We start from the raw sequence: 15,569 nt of genomic DNA on the forward strand, positions 1-15,569 counted from the left end.
CGCCGCGTCACTGACACGCATTTACATTCGCCGGCCAGCGGCCTATTTCGCAGATGAATAAAAAGCAGGCCCTACCGCCAGTGAACGCAAAGCTCCATACGCCACTTCTCGACAAGGTCCGCATCCCGGCCGACCTCCGGACGCTTGATGAAGGTGATCTGCCGCAGCTGGCATCGGAGCTCCGTGCCGAGTTGATCGACGCCGTGTCCCACACCGGCGGACATCTCGGCGCCGGCCTCGGCGTGGTCGAACTGACGGTGGCGTTGCATTATGTCTTCAACACGCCCGACGACCGCCTGATCTGGGATGTCGGCCACCAGGCCTATCCGCACAAGATCCTAACCGGCCGCCGCGATCGCATCCGCACGCTGCGGCAAGAGGGCGGCCTGTCCGGTTTCACCCGCCGCGCCGAGAGCGAATACGATCCGTTCGGCGCCGCACACTCCTCGACCTCGATTTCAGCCGGCCTCGGCATGGCAATGGCGCGCGATCTCTCCGATGGCCGCAACAATGTCATTGCCGTCATAGGCGACGGCGCCATGTCGGCCGGCATGGCCTTTGAGGCGATGAACAATGCCGGCGCTCTCGATGCCCGGCTGATCGTCATCCTCAACGACAACGACATGTCGATCGCTCCACCAACCGGCGCGATGAGCGCCTATCTGGCCCGTCTTGCGTCGGGCAAGACCTATCTGGGCTTGCGCGATTTCGGCAAGAAGCTGACCTCCTATCTCGGCGAGCGCGCCGATCGCGCGATCACGCGGGCGGTCGAGCATGCGCGCGGCTACGTCACTGGCGGAACGCTGTTCGAGGAGCTTGGCTTTTATCACATCGGCCCGATCGACGGGCACAATCTCGAGCACCTGATCCCGGTGCTGAAGAACGTCCGCGACAATGCCGACGGCCCGGTGCTGATCCATGTCGTGACCCAGAAGGGCAAGGGCTATGGCCCGGCCGAGGCGGCTGCCGACAAATATCACGGCGTCAACAAGTTCGACGTCATTACCGGCGCGCAGGCCAAGGCGCCGGCCAACGCGCCGAGCTACACGAAGGTCTTTGCCGAAAGCCTGATCCAGGAAGGCCGGGAAGACGATCGCATCGTCGCCGTCACCGCCGCGATGCCGCACGGCACCGGCCTCGACCTCTTCGGCGAGGTGTTCCCGTCGAGGACCTTCGATGTCGGCATCGCCGAGCAGCATGCGGTGACCTTCGCCGCCGGCCTTGCCACGGAAGGCTTCAAGCCTTTCGCCGCGATCTATTCGACCTTCCTGCAGCGCGCCTACGACCAGGTCGTTCACGACGTGGCGATCCAGAAACTGCCGGTGCGCTTTCCGATCGATCGCGCCGGCTTCGTCGGTGCCGACGGCGCGACCCATTGCGGCGCCTTCGACACGACCTTTTTGGCGACGCTGCCCGGTTTCGTCGTCATGGCCGCGGCGGACGAGGCGGAGTTGCGCCACATGGTGCGCACGGCGGCAAGCTATGATGACGGACCGATTGCCTTCCGCTACCCGCGCGGCAACGGCGTCGGCGTCGACATGCCGGAGCGTGGTTCGGTCCTTGAAATCGGCAAGGGCCGCATCGTCAGGGAGGGCACCAAGGTCGCGCTGCTGTCCTTCGGCACGCGGCTGCAGGATTGTTTGGCTGCGGCCGAGGAGCTCGGCGCGGCAGGGCTTTCCACCACGGTCGCCGACGCTCGTTTCGCCAAGCCGCTCGATGAGGATCTGATCCGGCGGCTGGCGCGTTCGCACGAGGTGCTGGTGACGGTGGAAGAGGGCGCAGTCGGAGGCTTCGCCAGCCACGTGCTGCAATTCCTGGCCCATGAAGGGCTGTTGGAAAACGGCCTGAAAGTACGCCCGCTGGTGCTGCCCGACACCTTCGTCGATCACGCCAAGCCCGAAAAGATGTATGCCGACGCCGGGCTGGATGCCGCCGGCATCGTGCGCACCGTCTTCGTGGCGCTGGGACACGCCGCCAGCGCTCAAAGCGCCTGAATCAAAATCTCAACGGCTTGAATCAGTTTGCCGGCGGGCGGTCGTAACTGACTGTTTACGCTGCCATTTGGCGTTTTGCTTACCGTGTCTCTTGGCCGTTTTTCAACGGCGTCCTTCTAGGATGTGATCAGGCAGGGAGACCAAAACAATGGAAACGCTTCTGTGCGGCGTGGCGCTTTTGGCGGTCATCGCCATGCCGGCCGCGGCCGAAACGGCCTATGATCGCAATCTTGAAAAAGCGGTGATGGACATCGTCGCCGGCAAGATCGGCGAGATCCGCGGCAGTTTTTTCCTACGGGCAGATGCCGCAGCTGGTCGTTCCTCCGGAGGCCGCGCCGGGGCTGCCCGTTGTCACCGGGCATCCTCGCAAGGAAGCCTCCGGCAATGACGGTTTGGTGCCGGCGGTCGAACATCGGGCCTCGCGGACGATCTTTTAATGAGCGCGCAGCGGTTTTGCGACAACGACGTGCACGAAGCAAAAAATTAGAACCACATGTCGCGCACGCAGCGACCATCGCTCGGCAGATCCTCGAATTTATGGAGGCCGTCGAAATGGTCGATTGGGAGGTCGGCGACGGCGTCAGGCGGCGCAAGCCTCACATTGACGGCGATACGAGTGCGACCGGAGGCACTGGAGCGCAAACCCCGCCAGGCCAGGACGCAGCCACATGTCGGACAGAACAGAATCTCAAGCGACGAGGCATCCTTTCCGGCGCGCTTATAAGCACTTGTCGCTCCCACAAGGTGGATGCGTTCGTCAACATAATCGTAAGCCCAGAGCGCGCCATAGCGGCGGCAAAGCGTGCAATTGCAGGCTGTGATCGAGCCGGGATCGCCCTCCAACGTCCAGTGGGCCGCGCCACAATGGCAGGTTCCGGTCAGCATCCGTCCTCCTTCGCGTTCTGGCGGCAAAACGGCATATCGTCCTGACATTGTGCCGGACCTGGTGCGATATTCAACAGATTGTGGGGTGGCCTGATGCGTTTGCTGCTTTCCGGAGATGCTCGTTGTCTTCCCCAATGTCCTTGCCTTCGTGACAGGCTTTCGCCAATGAAGGCCGATGAACTCCCCTCTGCCAGCCAGCACACGCCAGCGGCTCGACGAATTGCTCGTCGCGCGCGGCCTCTTTCCCAGCCGCTCGCGCGCTCGCGACGCGATCGAGCGCGGCACCGTCACGGTGGACGGCACCGTCGCCCGCAAGCCCGGCCAGACCGTTTTGGCTGATTGTCTCATCGCTATCGATGATCCGGCTCAAGCGTACGTGTCGCGCGCTGCGCTGAAGCTGATCGCCGGGCTCGACCGTTTCGGTCTCGATCCCGCCGGCTGCGAGGCGCTCGACATCGGTGCCTCGACCGGCGGCTTCACCCAGGTGCTGCTCGAACGCGGCGCGGCGCATGTCACGGCGATCGATGTCGGGCATGGCCAGATGCATCCGGATGTCGGTGGTGACCCACGCGTGACTGACATCGAGGGATTGAACGCCCGTGATCTTTCGGCCGCCGATCTTGCCGGTCGCATTCCGGATTTCATCGTCTGCGATGTCAGCTTCATCTCATTGAAACTGGCGCTGCCGCCGGTGCTCGCTATCGCCAAGGACGGCGCCAGGGCCGTGTTTCTTGTCAAGCCGCAATTCGAGGCCGGCCGCGAGGCGATCGGCAAGGGCGGCCTGTTGAAAGACCCCTACGACGCCGCGCGGGTTGCCGGCCTGCTGCAGGATTGGCTCGACGGCATTCCCGGCTGGCGCTCGCTGGGGCTGCATCTGTCGCCGATCGAAGGCGGCGACGGCAATCGCGAATTCCTGCTCGCCGGGGTCAAGGACGCCGGAGTGAAGAACAGGGGGGCGCGGGCCGATGAGTGCGCGCTTCACGATCACAGGGCTAGGCTCCCAGGGCGACGGTGTCGCCAAGACCGAGACCGGCGAGGTTTTCATTCCGTTCACGCTGCCCGGCGAGATCGTCACCGCCGCGCGTGAGAAGGATCGCGCCACGCTGATGTCGGTGCAGGAGGCTTCGCCGCTGAGGATCGATCCGGCCTGCCGGCATTTCACCGAATGTGGCGGCTGCGCGATCCAGCACTTCGAGGCCGAAGCCTATCGCCAGTGGAAGCGCGACAAGGTCGCTCACGCGCTGAAGGCCAAGGGCATCGCTTGCGATATCGGCCCGCTGGTGCCGTGCGCGCCGCACACACGCCGCCGCGTCGTCTTCAGCGTCCGGCGCGCCGAGGCCGGCATGCGGCTCGGCTTCGTTCGTGCGCTGTCGTCCGAGATCATTCCGATCGAGGAATGCCCGATCTCGCTGCCCGCCATCGTCGCCGCGCTCGACCGGCTGAAAGCCCTCGCCGGGCTGGTCTGCGCTACCACCAAACCGTTCCACATGACGGTCACCGTCACTGCGTCCGGCCTCGATGTCGCGGTTCACGATTCCGGCAAGCTTGGCGAGCACCAACGCCGCATCGCGTCGAACTTCGTCATCGCAAAGGAGTTGGCCAGGCTTTCGGTCGACGGCGAGATCATTGTCGAGCCGAGGAAGCCGGTGGTGCAGTTCGGGGCCGTGGCGGTCGCCGTGCCGCCGGGCGCCTTCCTGCAGGCGAGCGAAGCGGCAGAGCAGACGATGGCGGATCTCGTTGGCCAGCATCTGTCGCGCGCCAAAAAGGTCGCCGATCTCTTCGCCGGCTGCGGCAGCTTTGCGCTGCGCCTCGCTGCGAAGTCGGAAGTCCACGCGGTGGAGGGCGACCCGGCAGCGCTTTCGGCGCTCGACCGGGCATTCCGTTTCGCCACCGGATTGAAGCGGGTGACCAGCGAACGGCGAGACCTGTTCCGGCGGCCGCTCACCTCCAAGGAGTTGAATGCCTTCGACGGCGTTGTCTTCGATCCGCCCCGCGCCGGCGCCGAGGACCAGTCGAAGCAGATCGCCCGTTCCGACGTGCCGGTGGTTGCCGCGGTTTCCTGCAATCCGGTGACGCTGGCGCGCGATCTGCGCATTCTCATCGATGGCGGCTATGCCCTGAAAAGCGTCACGCCGATCGACCAGTTCCTGTGGTCGCCGCATGTCGAGGCCGTCGCCCTGCTGGAGAAACCGAGGCGAAGGCGGTAGGTATATACACTTGAATTGCGCATGCATTGAGCATATTTTGATAATAAAGGTGTCAATATGCGCTAGGAAAAAGTCATGAATTCCGTGGCCCTCGAAATCCCTGCGTCGCGCTTCGGCGAGGAACGGTCGCCGTTCCTGTCAGCGAGGCGGGTCGCCGAGCAGCTCGGCGTCACTCTAACTGAACTGGCGAGCCTGATCGGTGTCGCGCGCAACACGCTTGCGGCAAAGACAGGCGCACGCAAGGTCGACGCCGCCCTCAGTCCGATCGTCCGCATCCTGGCGATGGCGGGCGAAATGGCCGGCGGCGAGCAGCGCGCGGCGATCTGGTTCAAGCACCAGCCGATCCCCGGCTGGGCCGGAAAGACCGCCTACGATCTGGTTCGCGAGGGCAAGACGGACAAGGTGCTTGCCTATTTGGAGGCTGTCCGCTCCGGCATCTATGCCTGAAGCCAGCCTAACCCTGTGGCGAGCCTTCGTGCCGCGCTGGGCGTATCTGCCGCTTTCGGGCGAGGGTGCTGCCCGCTTCGGCGGACGCTGGAATCCGCTGGGCGCCCCGACGATCTACGCGGCACGGGAACTGTCCACCGCCTGGGCCGAATACAATCAGGGCTTTGTCCAGCACCCGGCACTGATCGCCCAGCTTGAACTCTCAGGCGCGCGGCTGGCCGACCTGACAGACACCGATACGCTGACCAGGCTCGATGTGACGGCTGACATTCATCGGTGTGAGTGGCGCGACATGCTGGATCGAGGCCTTGTGCCAGAGACGCACAGGCTAAGAGATCGCTTGCTGGCCGAAGGGCTGCATGGCGTGATCTACCCATCCTTCATGTCGCCCGGCGGCACATGCGCTGCACTCTGGCGCTGGAACGAGGACGACGCCCCGGGTCTCGAAATCATCGATCCGGACCATCGCCTGCCGAAAACGCCGGCATCGTGGCTGTAGGCGAACCGAGCGGGTTCCAGATGACAAGAGCCATCAATCGCGAGCATGACGCCGCCGCGCTTCGGCGAGCATACCCGCGTCCATTTCTTCCAACGTCTTCGGGTTGCCTCTATGGGGCAGAGACCCAAACACGTCTTCAGGCCGCGTCTCGGCGAAAACTGGCACAGGCTTCACCCGCACGCCCTCCGGAGTGTCCTCCACCAGAAGGCGTGTGCCAGCGTCCCATTCCCTTCGTTCCCGGATGGCGTCGGGCAGGGTGACCCTTGGTCGAGACGATAATTATGAGGCCTTTCCGCGCTAGCCATCGAAGCACCTCATCAGACTGCAAGATAGGTTAGCGGGCAGCGTCCCTCAGACCCTTGTCCCGCCGACCGTCATCTGGTTCATCCTGAGATGCGGCTGGCCGACGCCGACCGGCACACCCTGTCCGGCCTTGCCGCACATGCCGATGCCGGTGTCCAGCTTCATGTCGTTGCCGACCATGGCAACCCGGTGCATGGCGTCCGGTCCGTTGCCGATCAGCATGGCGCCCTTGATCGGCTGCGTCACCTTGCCGTTCTCGATCATGTAGGCCTCGGTGCAGCCGAACACGAATTTTCCCGACGTGATGTCGACCTGGCCACCGCCGAAGGAGACGGCATAGATGCCGTTCTTGACCGAGGCGATGATTTCCTCCGGCTCCATGTCGCCTGATGTCATGTAGGTGTTGGTCATGCGCGGCATCGGCTGGTGCGCGTAACCCTGGCGCCGTCCGTTGCCGGTGGCTTTCATACCCATTAGCCGGGCATTCTGGCGATCCTGCATATAGCCGACAAGCTTGCCGTCCTCGATCAGCACGTTGTGGGCCGACGGCGTGCCTTCGTCATCGACGGTCAGCGAGCCGCGCCGCTCGGCCATGGTGCCGTCGTCGACGACGGTGACCCCTTTCGCGGCCACCTGCTGGCCCATGAGGCCGGCGAAGGCCGACGTCTTCTTGCGGTTGAAGTCGCCTTCCAGCCCGTGGCCGACGGCCTCGTGCAGCATCACGCCCGGCCAGCCGCTGGAGAGCACGATGTCGAAGGTGCCGGCGGGCGCCGGGATGGCCTCGAGGTTGACCAGCGCCTGCCGCAGCGCCTCCTTGGCCGCGTGCTTCCAGCTCTCCTCGACCAGGAATTCGCCAAAACCCTTGCGTCCGCCCATGCCGTAGGAACCGCTCTCCTGGCGGTCGCCATTGCCGACCACCACCGACACGTTGATCCTGACCAGCGGGCGGATGTCGCGCACCATCTGGCCGTCGGCACGCACGATCTCGACATGCTGCCAGGAGGCAGCGAGCGAGGCCGTTACCTGCCGCACGCGCGGATCCTCGGCCCGCAGCCATGCATCGATCTCCTGAAGCAGCTTGGCCTTGGCCTCGAAGGAGGGCGAGGGGATCGGGTTCTCGTCGCCGTAGAGATGACGATTGGTGCGGGCGGGCGCCGCGGCGAGCGTGCCGGAATAGCCTCCCTTGACCGTAGAGACGGCGTCGGCCGCACGCAGCAGCGACGCTTCGGAAAGATCGCTGGAATGCGCGTAGCCACTCGCTTCGCCGGCGACGGCGCGTAGCCCAAAACCCTGGTCGGTGTTGAAATTGGCGGTCTTCAACCGGCCATTGTCGAACATCAGCGCTTCGCTCTCGCTGTATTCGAGGAACAACTCGCCGTCGTCGGCGCCGTTGATGGTCTCGGCGACGATCTGCTTGATGCGATCGTCGGAAATGTCGAATTGGCCGATGAGGCTGTTCATGGCAGGTCCGTCCGTGGAAAGAGTTTGTCCTCACGATGTAGGCGCGAAGGTGCGTCCAGACAATCGGCAATGACCAGTGTCATTGCCGAAGCCGGTCACAATCTCTTTTCGTTGGTTAGGATTTTGGGATCCTGGGCCAGTCTCAAGGCAGGGCGGCGAAACCGTCGGCGAAGCCCTTGAGCTCGACCGGGATGCCGATGCCTTCCTCCGGCGTCTGGAAGACGATGAAGGTGGCCGACGTTCCGGTCTTCAGCGTGTCGAGCAGCGGCTTTTCGAGAATGACTTCGGCATAACAGCCGTCCTGGAAGCAGCGCACGAAATAGGCCCGGCCGATGTCCTTGCCGTCGACATTGAGGCCCAGCCCATTGGGCAGCAGCACGCCAAGCGGCGCCAGCACGCGCAGGATTTCGGCCTTGTTGTCGGCGGTGCGCAACACGACGACGGAAAGCCCCATCTCGGGACGATCCTCGGCGACGACGTTCTGCATCATCACGCATTGTTCTGATGTGGCGCCGGCCGGAGTGTCGCAGATGATCGACCACGCGCCATGCGTTGACCGCACCTTGCCGCTTGGCTGCGCGGCATTGGCCGGGATGACGCCGGACAGGCCAATGCCAAACGAGGCAGCGAGAAGGATGACATTCGCCAAGGTTCTCGAAAGCCCCGGTTTCGAAAGCCCCGGTTTCGAAAGCCCAAGTCTCGAAAGCTCAAGTCTCGTAAGCCCAAGTCCCCAAAGCCAAGAGTTCATGACGGCTCCATTGCGAATCATGGCACTTTAAGCCGCGCCAAGGGCAAGTAAAGGACGAGACCACTGCCGGCCTGCTTCGACCAAGGCAATTGTGCGCTTTTTCCGTGCCAAATTCGCCCGAATTGCGACCGGCCGGTGTATTTTGCCGGGACACTCCGCCGGTTGGGCCTCCGCGATCCGCCACCGCCGCGGCCGCCGCCAAAAGGCGCATCTGCGCTTGCGCGCAAAAATGCCGCACGGTTTCGTCCGCTCCTTTCTTGCGGAGGCAAATAGAGTATGGTTTGAACCAGCCTTGGGACTGTCCGGGATTCCCGTCCCGGCCCGTTCGATAGTCTTGCGGTCCGATCGCGAGGAACTGGGAGATGATGAGGGCGATGAGAAAATTCCTGGCCGGCGCCAAATTCCTAGCAAGCGCCAATTTTCTGGCAAGTGTAGGCGCCGCAGCCACACTGTTCACCGGTGCGTCCGCCCATGCGGCCCAGCCTGCGCCGTGGGAGGTGACCTTCCAGCCCGCCGCCACCGACATTATGCGGCAGATCGCCTGGTTCGAGCACTACACGTTGTGGTTCATCGTGCCGATCACGCTCTTCGTGCTCGCTCTTATCGCCTATTGCATCTTGAAATTCCGCGCGAGCGTCAACCCGACCCCGTCGCGCACCAGCCACAACACGCTGATCGAGGTGATCTGGACGGTTGGGCCGGTCGTGGTCCTGCTCTGCCTCGCCATCCCCTCGTTCCAGCTCTTGACCGCGCAATACACCCCGCCGGAAGAAGCCAAGCTGACCGTCAAGGCGACGGGAAACCAGTGGAACTGGGACTACGAATACCAGATCGAAAACACGCTTTCCTTCAACTCCGCGATCCTTCTTGATTCTGACCGCGCGGCGGCCGGCAAGGAAGATCGTGCCGTCTATCCGCGTCTTCTCGCCGTCGACAACGAGATGGTGGTGCCGGTCAACACCATGACCCGCGTGCTGGTGACGGCGACCGACGTGATCCACGCTTTTGCGATGCCGTCCTTCGGCATCAAGACCGACGCGGTTCCGGGCCGCATCAACGAGGTCTGGTTCAAGGCGGAAAAGGAAGGCCTCTATTACGGCCAGTGTTCGGAGCTCTGCGGCAAGGACCACGCCTTCATGCCGATCGCGATCCGCGTCGTCTCCGACGACCAGTACAAGACCTGGCTGGCGGCAGCCAGCACCGACCTTCCCGGCGCCAACAAGGCGCTGATGGCTAAGGTCGACGGCGCAAACAAGGTAGCGGCCGCCGGCAACTGATGCCGCGGCCAGGAAAGATCAGGGAACGGAGCCGAACATGGCAGACGCTGCAGCTCACGACGATCACGACCATAAGCCGTATCATGGCTGGGTCCGGTGGGTGTATTCGACCAACCATAAGGATATCGGCACGCTCTACCTGATCTTCGCGATCATCGCGGGCTGCGTCGGCGGTGCCCTTTCGGTCGTCATGCGCATGGAACTGCAGGAGCCGGGAATCCAGATTTTCACCGGCCTGGCGCAGATGGTCTACGGCTTGAATGCCGATGCCGCCCTCGACGGCGGCAAGAGCATGTACAACGCCTTCACCACCGCGCATGCGCTGATCATGATCTTTTTCATGGTCATGCCGGCGCTGATCGGCGGCTTCGCCAACTGGATGGTGCCGATCATGATCGGCGCGCCGGACATGGCTTTCCCGCGCATGAACAACATCTCGTTCTGGTTGCTGCCGCCGGCTTTCATCCTGCTGATCATCTCGGCCTTCATGCCGAGCGCGCCTGGCGCCTACGGCGTCGGCGGCGGCTGGACAATCTATCCGCCGCTGTCGACATCGGGTCAGCCCGGACCGGCCATGGACCTGGCGATCCTGTCGATCCACATCGCCGGTGCTTCTTCGATCCTCGGCGCCATCAATTTCATCACCACCATCTTCAACATGCGCGCGCCTGGCATGACCATGCACAAGATGCCGCTGTTCGCATGGTCGGTGCTGATCACCGCCTTCCTGCTGCTTTTGTCGCTGCCAGTTCTGGCCGGCGGCATCACCATGCTTTTGACCGATCGCAATTTCGGCACCACTTTCTTTACGCCCGATGGTGGCGGCGACCCGATCCTGTTCCAGCACCTGTTCTGGTTCTTCGGGCACCCTGAAGTCTACATCCTGATCCTGCCGGGCTTCGGCATCGTCAGCCACATCGTCTCGACCTTCTCAAGGAAGCCCATTTTCGGCTATCTCGGCATGGCCTATGCCATGGTCGCGATCGGTGCGGTCGGCTTCATCGTCTGGGCGCACCACATGTACACGACCGGCCTGTCGCTCGACACGCAGCGCTATTTCGTCTTCGCCACCATGGTTATCGCGGTGCCGACGGGCGTGAAGATCTTCTCGTGGATCGCCACCATGTGGGGCGGGTCGATTTCGCTCAAGACCCCGATGCTGTGGGCGATCGGCTTCATCTTCCTGTTCACCGTCGGCGGCGTCACGGGTGTCCAGCTTGCCAATGCCGGTCTCGACCGCCCGCTGCACGACACCTATTACGTGGTCGCGCATTTCCACTATGTGCTGTCGCTGGGCGCGGTCTTTGCCATCTTCGCCGGCTGGTACTACTGGTTCCCGAAGATGACCGGCTACATGTATTCGCCCGTCATCGCCAACACCCACTTCTGGATCACCTTCATCGGCGTCAACCTCGTCTTCTTCCCGCAGCATTTCCTCGGCCTTTCCGGCATGCCGCGCCGCTACATCGACTATCCGGATGCGTTTGCCGGCTGGAACATGGTGTCTTCCTACGGCTCGTACATTTCGGCCGTCGGCGTGGTCATCTTCCTCTATGGCGTGTTCGAGGCCTTCCAGAAGAAGCGGGTGGCCGGCGCCAACCCATGGGGCGAGGGTGCGACGACGCTCGAATGGCAGCTGCCTTCGCCGCCGCCCTTCCACCAGTGGGAAAAGCTGCCGAAGATCAAATAGGCGGCAGCCTGGGCGAAATACGAAACCGCCGGCCCGCCTGGCGGTTTTGGCCAACGGAATGATGGACTTTAAGTACGCATGGCCCTTGTCGACGACCAATTGATTGATGAACCGGGCTTTCGCATGTCGGAAGCGACGGCGGGTGATTTTTTCGCCCTGCTCAAGCCGCGCGTCATGTCGCTGGTGGTGTTCACCGCTTTTGTCGGCCTGGTCGCAGCACCCGTAACCATCAATCCGCTTCTGGCGGTGATCGCGATCCTGGCTATTGCCATTGGCGCTGGCGCCTCCGGCGCGCTCAACATGTGGTATGACGCCGATATCGATGCGATGATGAGCAGGACCGCCGGCCGTCCAGTGCCGGCCGGCCGCATCCGGCCACGCGAGGCGCTGAGTTTCGGCCTGGTGCTGTCGGTGCTGTCGGTGATGACGCTTGGCGTGCTGGTCAACTGGCTGTCGGCGACGCTCCTGGCCTTCACCATCTTCTTCTATGCCGTTGTCTACACGATGTGGCTGAAGCGCTGGACGCCACAGAACATTGTCATCGGCGGTGCTGCCGGCGCCATCCCGCCGGTGATCGGCTGGGCCGCTGCGACCGGAACGGTCAGCCTGGAAAGCGTCGTCCTGTTCCTGATCATCTTCCTGTGGACGCCGCCGCATTTCTGGGCGCTCGCTCTCTTCAAATCCGAGGACTATGCCAGGGCCGGCATCCCGATGATGCCGAATGTCGCCGGCCAGGCTTCGACCCGACGCCAGATCTTCGCCTACGCGCTGATCCTTGCGCCGGTTGGCGTGCTGCCTTGGGCGCTCGGTTTCACCACATCAGCCTATGGCGTCCTTGCGGTGCTGCTTGGCGCTGGCTTCGTCTCGTATGCGTGGAAGGTGCTGCGGATGGCCGAAGACGACCATGTGATGAAGCCGGCCAAGGCCTTGTTCGGCTACTCGCTGCTCTACCTCTTCGCCATCTTCGCTATCTACCTTGCCGACTGCGTTGTCGGGCGCGCCCTGGCCACGGGTGGAGCATGACCATGGCCGACAACAAGCTTGAACTCGTCGCGCTGACGGAGCGCCAGCAGAAGGCCCGGCGCAACCGCTCGGTAGCCATCGGCCTGGCGCTGGCGGTGCTTGTCGTCATCTTCTATATCGCGACCGTCGTGAAATTCGGTCACAACCTCACCGGAACGATGTGAGGCTCAAGATGGACCGCCAGGCAGTGACCCATCCCCGAAAGAAGAACACCAACCGCATCGTCGCCGGCGTCTGCGTCGCCTTCTTCGGCGGCATGATCGGCATGGCCTATGCGGCGGTGCCGCTCTACGCGATGTTCTGCCAGGCGACCGGTTACGGCGGCACCGTAAAACGCGCAACGCAGCAATATGCCGATCGCGTGCTCGACCGCGATATAACCATCCGTTTCGACGCCAACACAGCCGGCGTGCCGTGGCAGTTCCAGCCGGTCGCCCGCTCGATCACCGTCAAGATAGGCGAGACGGCGCAGGCGCACTATAGCGCGACCAACAAGCTCAGCCACGCCACCGCCGGTCGCGCGACCTTCAACGTGCAGCCGGAACTGGCAGGGCCTTACTTCAACAAGGTCGAGTGTTTCTGCTTCACCGACACCACGCTGAAGTCCGGCGAGACGCTGGACATGCCGGTCGTGTTCTATGTGGATCCCGACATCGTCAATGTGCCGGAACTGAAGGACTTGAAGACGATTACCCTGTCCTACACGATGTTCCCGGTCGAGAAGAACGAGAAAAGCAAGCCGGTGGTGTCATCAGCGCCGGTCAAAGGCAAGAGCAGCAAAGTTTCACATACCGAAGGAAGCCTCGGGGGTTGATATGGCAGACGCGCACGCAAAACCAGAACATGACTACCACCTCGTCAACCCGAGCCCGTGGCCGTTCCTAGGCTCGGTCGGCGCGCTGGTCACCGCGATCGGCGGCGTCTCTTACATGCAGTATCTCAAGGGCGGCGATTTCCCCATTTTCGGCTTCAATATCGCCAATCCGTGGCTGTTCTTCATCGGCCTTTTGATCGTCATCTACACTATGTATGCCTGGTGGTCGGACACCATCAAGGAAGCGCATGAAGGCCACCACACGCGTGTCGTGTCGCTGCATCTGCGCTATGGCATGATCATGTTCATCGCTTCCGAGGTGATGTTCTTCGTCGCCTGGTTCTGGGCTTTCTTCGACGCCAGCCTGTTTCCGGGTGAGGCACAGCAATACGCCCGCACCGCCTTCACCGGCGGCGTCTGGCCGCCCAAGGGCCTCGAGGTTCTCGACCCCTTCCACCTGCCGCTCTACAACACCGTCATCCTGCTTCTGTCGGGCACAACCGTGACCTGGGCGCACCACGCGCTCATTCATGGCGACCGTAAGGGGCTGATCAACGGCCTGGTGCTGACTGTCGGTCTCGGCATGCTGTTCACCATGGTGCAGGCTTACGAGTACATGCACGCGCCGTTCGGCTTCAGGGATTCGATCTACGGCGCCACTTTCTTCATGGCGACCGGCTTCCATGGTTTCCATGTCATCATCGGCACCATTTTCCTGCTGGTCTGCCTGGTCCGCGCGATGAAGGGCGATTTCACGCCCAAGCAGCATTTCGGCTTCGAGGCGGCCGCCTGGTACTGGCACTTCGTCGACGTGGTCTGGCTGTTCCTGTTCACGTCCGTCTATGTCTGGGCCTCGAGCGGCGCGGTGATCGAAGGCCACTGAAATCCTCTTGAGGAATTGAGCGGGCGGCTGCGGCGACGTGGCCGCCTTATCTTTTGGGGCGAACGGCAATAAGGTAGTGGAATGAGCGACGATAAGGCGATCTGGCCACCAATCGATCCCATTTCGGCAGGCCTGCACGGCCGCTGCCCGCGCTGCGGCGAGGGACGACTGTTTTCCGGCTTCCTCACCGTCGGAAAACGCTGCGCCAATTGCGGCCTCGACTATTCCTATGCCGATGCCGGCGATGGGCCGGCGGTGTTCGTCATCCTGATCATCGGCTTCATCGTCGTCGGGCTGGCGCTGTGGATGGAGGTGACGCTGAGCCCGCCGCTCTGGCTGCATCTCGTGCTGTGGATACCGCTGACACTGGTGCTTTGCCTGGGCGCGCTCAGGCTGATCAAGGGTGTGCTCTTGACGCTGCAATACCGCAACAAGGCAGCCGAGGGCAGGCTGGACCGCGGCGAATGAGCGCGACATCCGGTTCGGTTGCAAGCCGTTCGCGGCCGAAGACGGCATTGCTGCTTGGCCTCGGCCTCGTGCTGTTGTTTACCCTACTGGCGCTCGGCACCTGGCAGGTCCAGCGCCTGTACTGGAAGGAGGGTCTTCTCCAGACCATCGACCAACGTACGCACTCGGCGCCTGTGCCGCTGGCCGAGGTCGAAAAGCGGTTCGCCGCCACCGGCGACGTCGACTACATGCCGGTGACGGTAACCGGCACTTTCCTGCATCGAGGCGAGCGGCATTTCTTCGCGACCTGGGAAGGCCAGTCCGGTTTCGATGTCTTCACCCCCTTGCATCTGGAGGATGGCCGCTTCGTCCTGATCAATCGCGGCTTCGTGCCCTACGATCTCAAGGACGCGGCCACGCGCCCACAAAGCCAGCCAGCGGGCCAGGTGACGGTGACGGGGCTCGCCCGCAACTCGCTGCCGGCAAAGCCCTCGATGATGCTTCCCGACAATGATCCGCAGAAGAACATCTTTTACTGGAAGGATCGCGACGCGATGGCGGCGAGTGCGGGTCTGCCGGCCGGTGCCGGACTGGTACCACTCTTCATCGACGCGGATGCCACGCCGAATCCCGGCGGGTTGCCGGTCGGCGGCGTTACCGTCATCGACCTGCCGAACAGCCATTTGCAGTACGCCGTAACCTGGTACGGACTTGCCGCCGCCCTTGCCGGCGTCCTCATCTTCAGGCTTCGTCGTCCGGCGAAAGACGCATCGGCCCGAAAATCGGAATCGATTTTCGGAAAGCACGATGTGTAGATTGAAAGTGCCAGAGCAATTTCAGGAAAAGTGTGAAACGGTTTCCCGTCCGGAATTGCGTTAAGCAAAGAGAGGT

General features: G+C 62.9%; 17 protein-coding genes and 1 pseudogene. 14 read left to right on the forward strand and 4 right to left on the reverse strand.

The genetic code is table 11. The annotated features are described in order from the left end of the window. Positions 1 to 53 precede the first annotated feature (53 nt). The gene (gene dxs, locus EJ066_RS16430) at positions 54 to 1,994 is read left to right on the forward strand and encodes a 1-deoxy-D-xylulose-5-phosphate synthase (protein ID WP_189644281.1); all 1,941 of its coding nucleotides are present in this window, start codon (positions 54 to 56) and stop codon (positions 1,992 to 1,994) included. Between the two features lie 148 nt (positions 1,995 to 2,142). After that, positions 2,143 to 2,382: a hypothetical protein gene (locus EJ066_RS16435; protein WP_245454904.1), complete on the forward strand. Its 240-nt coding sequence runs from the start codon at positions 2,143 to 2,145 to the stop codon at positions 2,380 to 2,382. Between the two features lie 95 nt (positions 2,383 to 2,477). Here EJ066_RS16435 and EJ066_RS16440 read toward each other — a convergent pair whose 3' ends face one another. Beyond that, positions 2,478 to 2,879 (reverse strand): GFA family protein, encoded by a 402-nt coding sequence (locus EJ066_RS16440; protein WP_126043913.1) that lies wholly within the window; start codon positions 2,877 to 2,879, stop codon positions 2,478 to 2,480. A 175-nt stretch (positions 2,880 to 3,054) separates the two neighbouring features. On the opposite strand from EJ066_RS16440, the pseudogene EJ066_RS16445 reads away from it, so the two are divergent. The 4 genes and pseudogenes from EJ066_RS16445 to EJ066_RS16460 form a co-directional block, all read left to right on the forward strand. Beyond that, positions 3,055 to 3,813, forward strand: a pseudogene (locus EJ066_RS16445) (TlyA family RNA methyltransferase); the annotation flags it as partial. A 31-nt stretch (positions 3,814 to 3,844) separates the two neighbouring features. Next, positions 3,845 to 5,086 (forward strand): class I SAM-dependent RNA methyltransferase, encoded by a 1,242-nt coding sequence (locus EJ066_RS16450; protein WP_126039698.1) that lies wholly within the window; start codon positions 3,845 to 3,847, stop codon positions 5,084 to 5,086. A 75-nt stretch (positions 5,087 to 5,161) separates the two neighbouring features. Next, a complete protein-coding gene (locus EJ066_RS16455; RefSeq protein ID WP_126039700.1) occupies positions 5,162 to 5,533 on the forward strand; it encodes an antitoxin Xre/MbcA/ParS toxin-binding domain-containing protein in 372 nt (123 codons plus the stop codon). Continuing rightward, positions 5,526 to 6,032, forward strand: a complete 507-nt coding sequence (locus EJ066_RS16460; protein ID WP_126039702.1) for an RES domain-containing protein — start codon at positions 5,526 to 5,528, stop codon at positions 6,030 to 6,032. The genes EJ066_RS16455 and EJ066_RS16460 overlap by 8 nt, the downstream gene beginning before the upstream one ends. A gap of 33 nt (positions 6,033 to 6,065) precedes the next feature. Here the strand turns inward: EJ066_RS16460 and EJ066_RS32055 are convergent, their stop codons facing one another. The 3 genes from EJ066_RS32055 to EJ066_RS16475 all read right to left on the reverse strand — a co-directional run bounded on the left by EJ066_RS32055 (position 6,066) and on the right by EJ066_RS16475 (position 8,544). Continuing rightward, positions 6,066 to 6,287, reverse strand: coding sequence for an AbrB family transcriptional regulator (locus EJ066_RS32055; RefSeq protein ID WP_126043914.1), 222 nt, complete (start codon positions 6,285 to 6,287; stop codon positions 6,066 to 6,068). Positions 6,288 to 6,383: 96 nt separating this feature from the next. Further along, the gene (tldD, locus tag EJ066_RS16470; RefSeq protein WP_126039704.1) at positions 6,384 to 7,796 is read right to left on the reverse strand and encodes a metalloprotease TldD; all 1,413 of its coding nucleotides are present in this window, start codon (positions 7,794 to 7,796) and stop codon (positions 6,384 to 6,386) included. A 142-nt stretch (positions 7,797 to 7,938) separates the two neighbouring features. Continuing rightward, positions 7,939 to 8,544, reverse strand: coding sequence for an invasion associated locus B family protein (locus tag EJ066_RS16475; RefSeq protein WP_245454905.1), 606 nt, complete (start codon positions 8,542 to 8,544; stop codon positions 7,939 to 7,941). Positions 8,545 to 8,918: 374 nt separating this feature from the next. On the opposite strand from EJ066_RS16475, the gene coxB reads away from it, so the two are divergent. From coxB to EJ066_RS16515, 8 genes are all read left to right on the forward strand, one after another. Further along, positions 8,919 to 9,821, forward strand: coding sequence for a cytochrome c oxidase subunit II (gene coxB / locus EJ066_RS16480; protein ID WP_126039709.1), 903 nt, complete (start codon positions 8,919 to 8,921; stop codon positions 9,819 to 9,821). Between the two features lie 37 nt (positions 9,822 to 9,858). Then, positions 9,859 to 11,511, forward strand: coding sequence for a cytochrome c oxidase subunit I (gene ctaD / locus EJ066_RS16485; protein ID WP_126039711.1), 1,653 nt, complete (start codon positions 9,859 to 9,861; stop codon positions 11,509 to 11,511). Between the two features lie 78 nt (positions 11,512 to 11,589). Then, positions 11,590 to 12,534 (forward strand): heme o synthase, encoded by a 945-nt coding sequence (locus EJ066_RS16490; protein WP_126039713.1) that lies wholly within the window; start codon positions 11,590 to 11,592, stop codon positions 12,532 to 12,534. Between the two features lie 2 nt (positions 12,535 to 12,536). After that, positions 12,537 to 12,698, forward strand: coding sequence for a hypothetical protein (locus EJ066_RS16495; RefSeq protein WP_126039715.1), 162 nt, complete (start codon positions 12,537 to 12,539; stop codon positions 12,696 to 12,698). A gap of 8 nt (positions 12,699 to 12,706) precedes the next feature. Continuing rightward, positions 12,707 to 13,348: a cytochrome c oxidase assembly protein gene (locus tag EJ066_RS16500; protein WP_126039717.1), complete on the forward strand. Its 642-nt coding sequence runs from the start codon at positions 12,707 to 12,709 to the stop codon at positions 13,346 to 13,348. Between the two features lies 1 nt (position 13,349). After that, a complete protein-coding gene (locus tag EJ066_RS16505; RefSeq protein ID WP_126039719.1) occupies positions 13,350 to 14,231 on the forward strand; it encodes a cytochrome c oxidase subunit 3 in 882 nt (293 codons plus the stop codon). 81 nt (positions 14,232 to 14,312) lie between these two features. Continuing rightward, positions 14,313 to 14,699: a DUF983 domain-containing protein gene (locus EJ066_RS16510; RefSeq protein ID WP_126039722.1), complete on the forward strand. Its 387-nt coding sequence runs from the start codon at positions 14,313 to 14,315 to the stop codon at positions 14,697 to 14,699. Then, entirely contained in the window at positions 14,696 to 15,493 is a 798-nt protein-coding gene (locus EJ066_RS16515) for an SURF1 family protein (protein ID WP_189644283.1), read from the forward strand. Before EJ066_RS16510 ends, EJ066_RS16515 begins: the two co-directional genes overlap by 4 nt. The last annotated feature ends 76 nt before the right edge of the window (positions 15,494 to 15,569 follow it).

The organism is Mesorhizobium sp. M9A.F.Ca.ET.002.03.1.2 (genome assembly GCF_003952365.1).
Classification (GTDB): Bacteria; Pseudomonadota; Alphaproteobacteria; order Rhizobiales; family Rhizobiaceae; genus Mesorhizobium.

Bases quoted from the DNA above. Each gene is read 5' to 3' on its own strand.
- dxs (WP_189644281.1), top strand. From the start codon at position 54: ATGAATAAAAAGCAGGCCCTACCGCCAGTGAACGCAAAGCTCCATACG.
- EJ066_RS16435 (WP_245454904.1), top strand. From the start codon at position 2,143: ATGGAAACGCTTCTGTGCGGCGTGGCGCTTTTGGCGGTCATCGCCATG.
- EJ066_RS16440 (WP_126043913.1), bottom strand. From the start codon at position 2,879: ATGCTGACCGGAACCTGCCATTGTGGCGCGGCCCACTGGACGTTGGAG.
- EJ066_RS16450 (WP_126039698.1), top strand. From the start codon at position 3,845: ATGAGTGCGCGCTTCACGATCACAGGGCTAGGCTCCCAGGGCGACGGT.
- EJ066_RS16455 (WP_126039700.1), top strand. From the start codon at position 5,162: ATGAATTCCGTGGCCCTCGAAATCCCTGCGTCGCGCTTCGGCGAGGAA.
- EJ066_RS16460 (WP_126039702.1), top strand. From the start codon at position 5,526: ATGCCTGAAGCCAGCCTAACCCTGTGGCGAGCCTTCGTGCCGCGCTGG.
- tldD (WP_126039704.1), bottom strand. From the start codon at position 7,796: ATGAACAGCCTCATCGGCCAATTCGACATTTCCGACGATCGCATCAAG.
- EJ066_RS16475 (WP_245454905.1), bottom strand. From the start codon at position 8,544: ATGAACTCTTGGCTTTGGGGACTTGGGCTTACGAGACTTGAGCTTTCG.
- coxB (WP_126039709.1), top strand. From the start codon at position 8,919: ATGAGAAAATTCCTGGCCGGCGCCAAATTCCTAGCAAGCGCCAATTTT.
- ctaD (WP_126039711.1), top strand. From the start codon at position 9,859: ATGGCAGACGCTGCAGCTCACGACGATCACGACCATAAGCCGTATCAT.
- EJ066_RS16490 (WP_126039713.1), top strand. From the start codon at position 11,590: ATGGCCCTTGTCGACGACCAATTGATTGATGAACCGGGCTTTCGCATG.
- EJ066_RS16495 (WP_126039715.1), top strand. From the start codon at position 12,537: ATGGCCGACAACAAGCTTGAACTCGTCGCGCTGACGGAGCGCCAGCAG.
- EJ066_RS16500 (WP_126039717.1), top strand. From the start codon at position 12,707: ATGGACCGCCAGGCAGTGACCCATCCCCGAAAGAAGAACACCAACCGC.
- EJ066_RS16505 (WP_126039719.1), top strand. From the start codon at position 13,350: ATGGCAGACGCGCACGCAAAACCAGAACATGACTACCACCTCGTCAAC.
- EJ066_RS16510 (WP_126039722.1), top strand. From the start codon at position 14,313: ATGAGCGACGATAAGGCGATCTGGCCACCAATCGATCCCATTTCGGCA.
- EJ066_RS16515 (WP_189644283.1), top strand. From the start codon at position 14,696: ATGAGCGCGACATCCGGTTCGGTTGCAAGCCGTTCGCGGCCGAAGACG.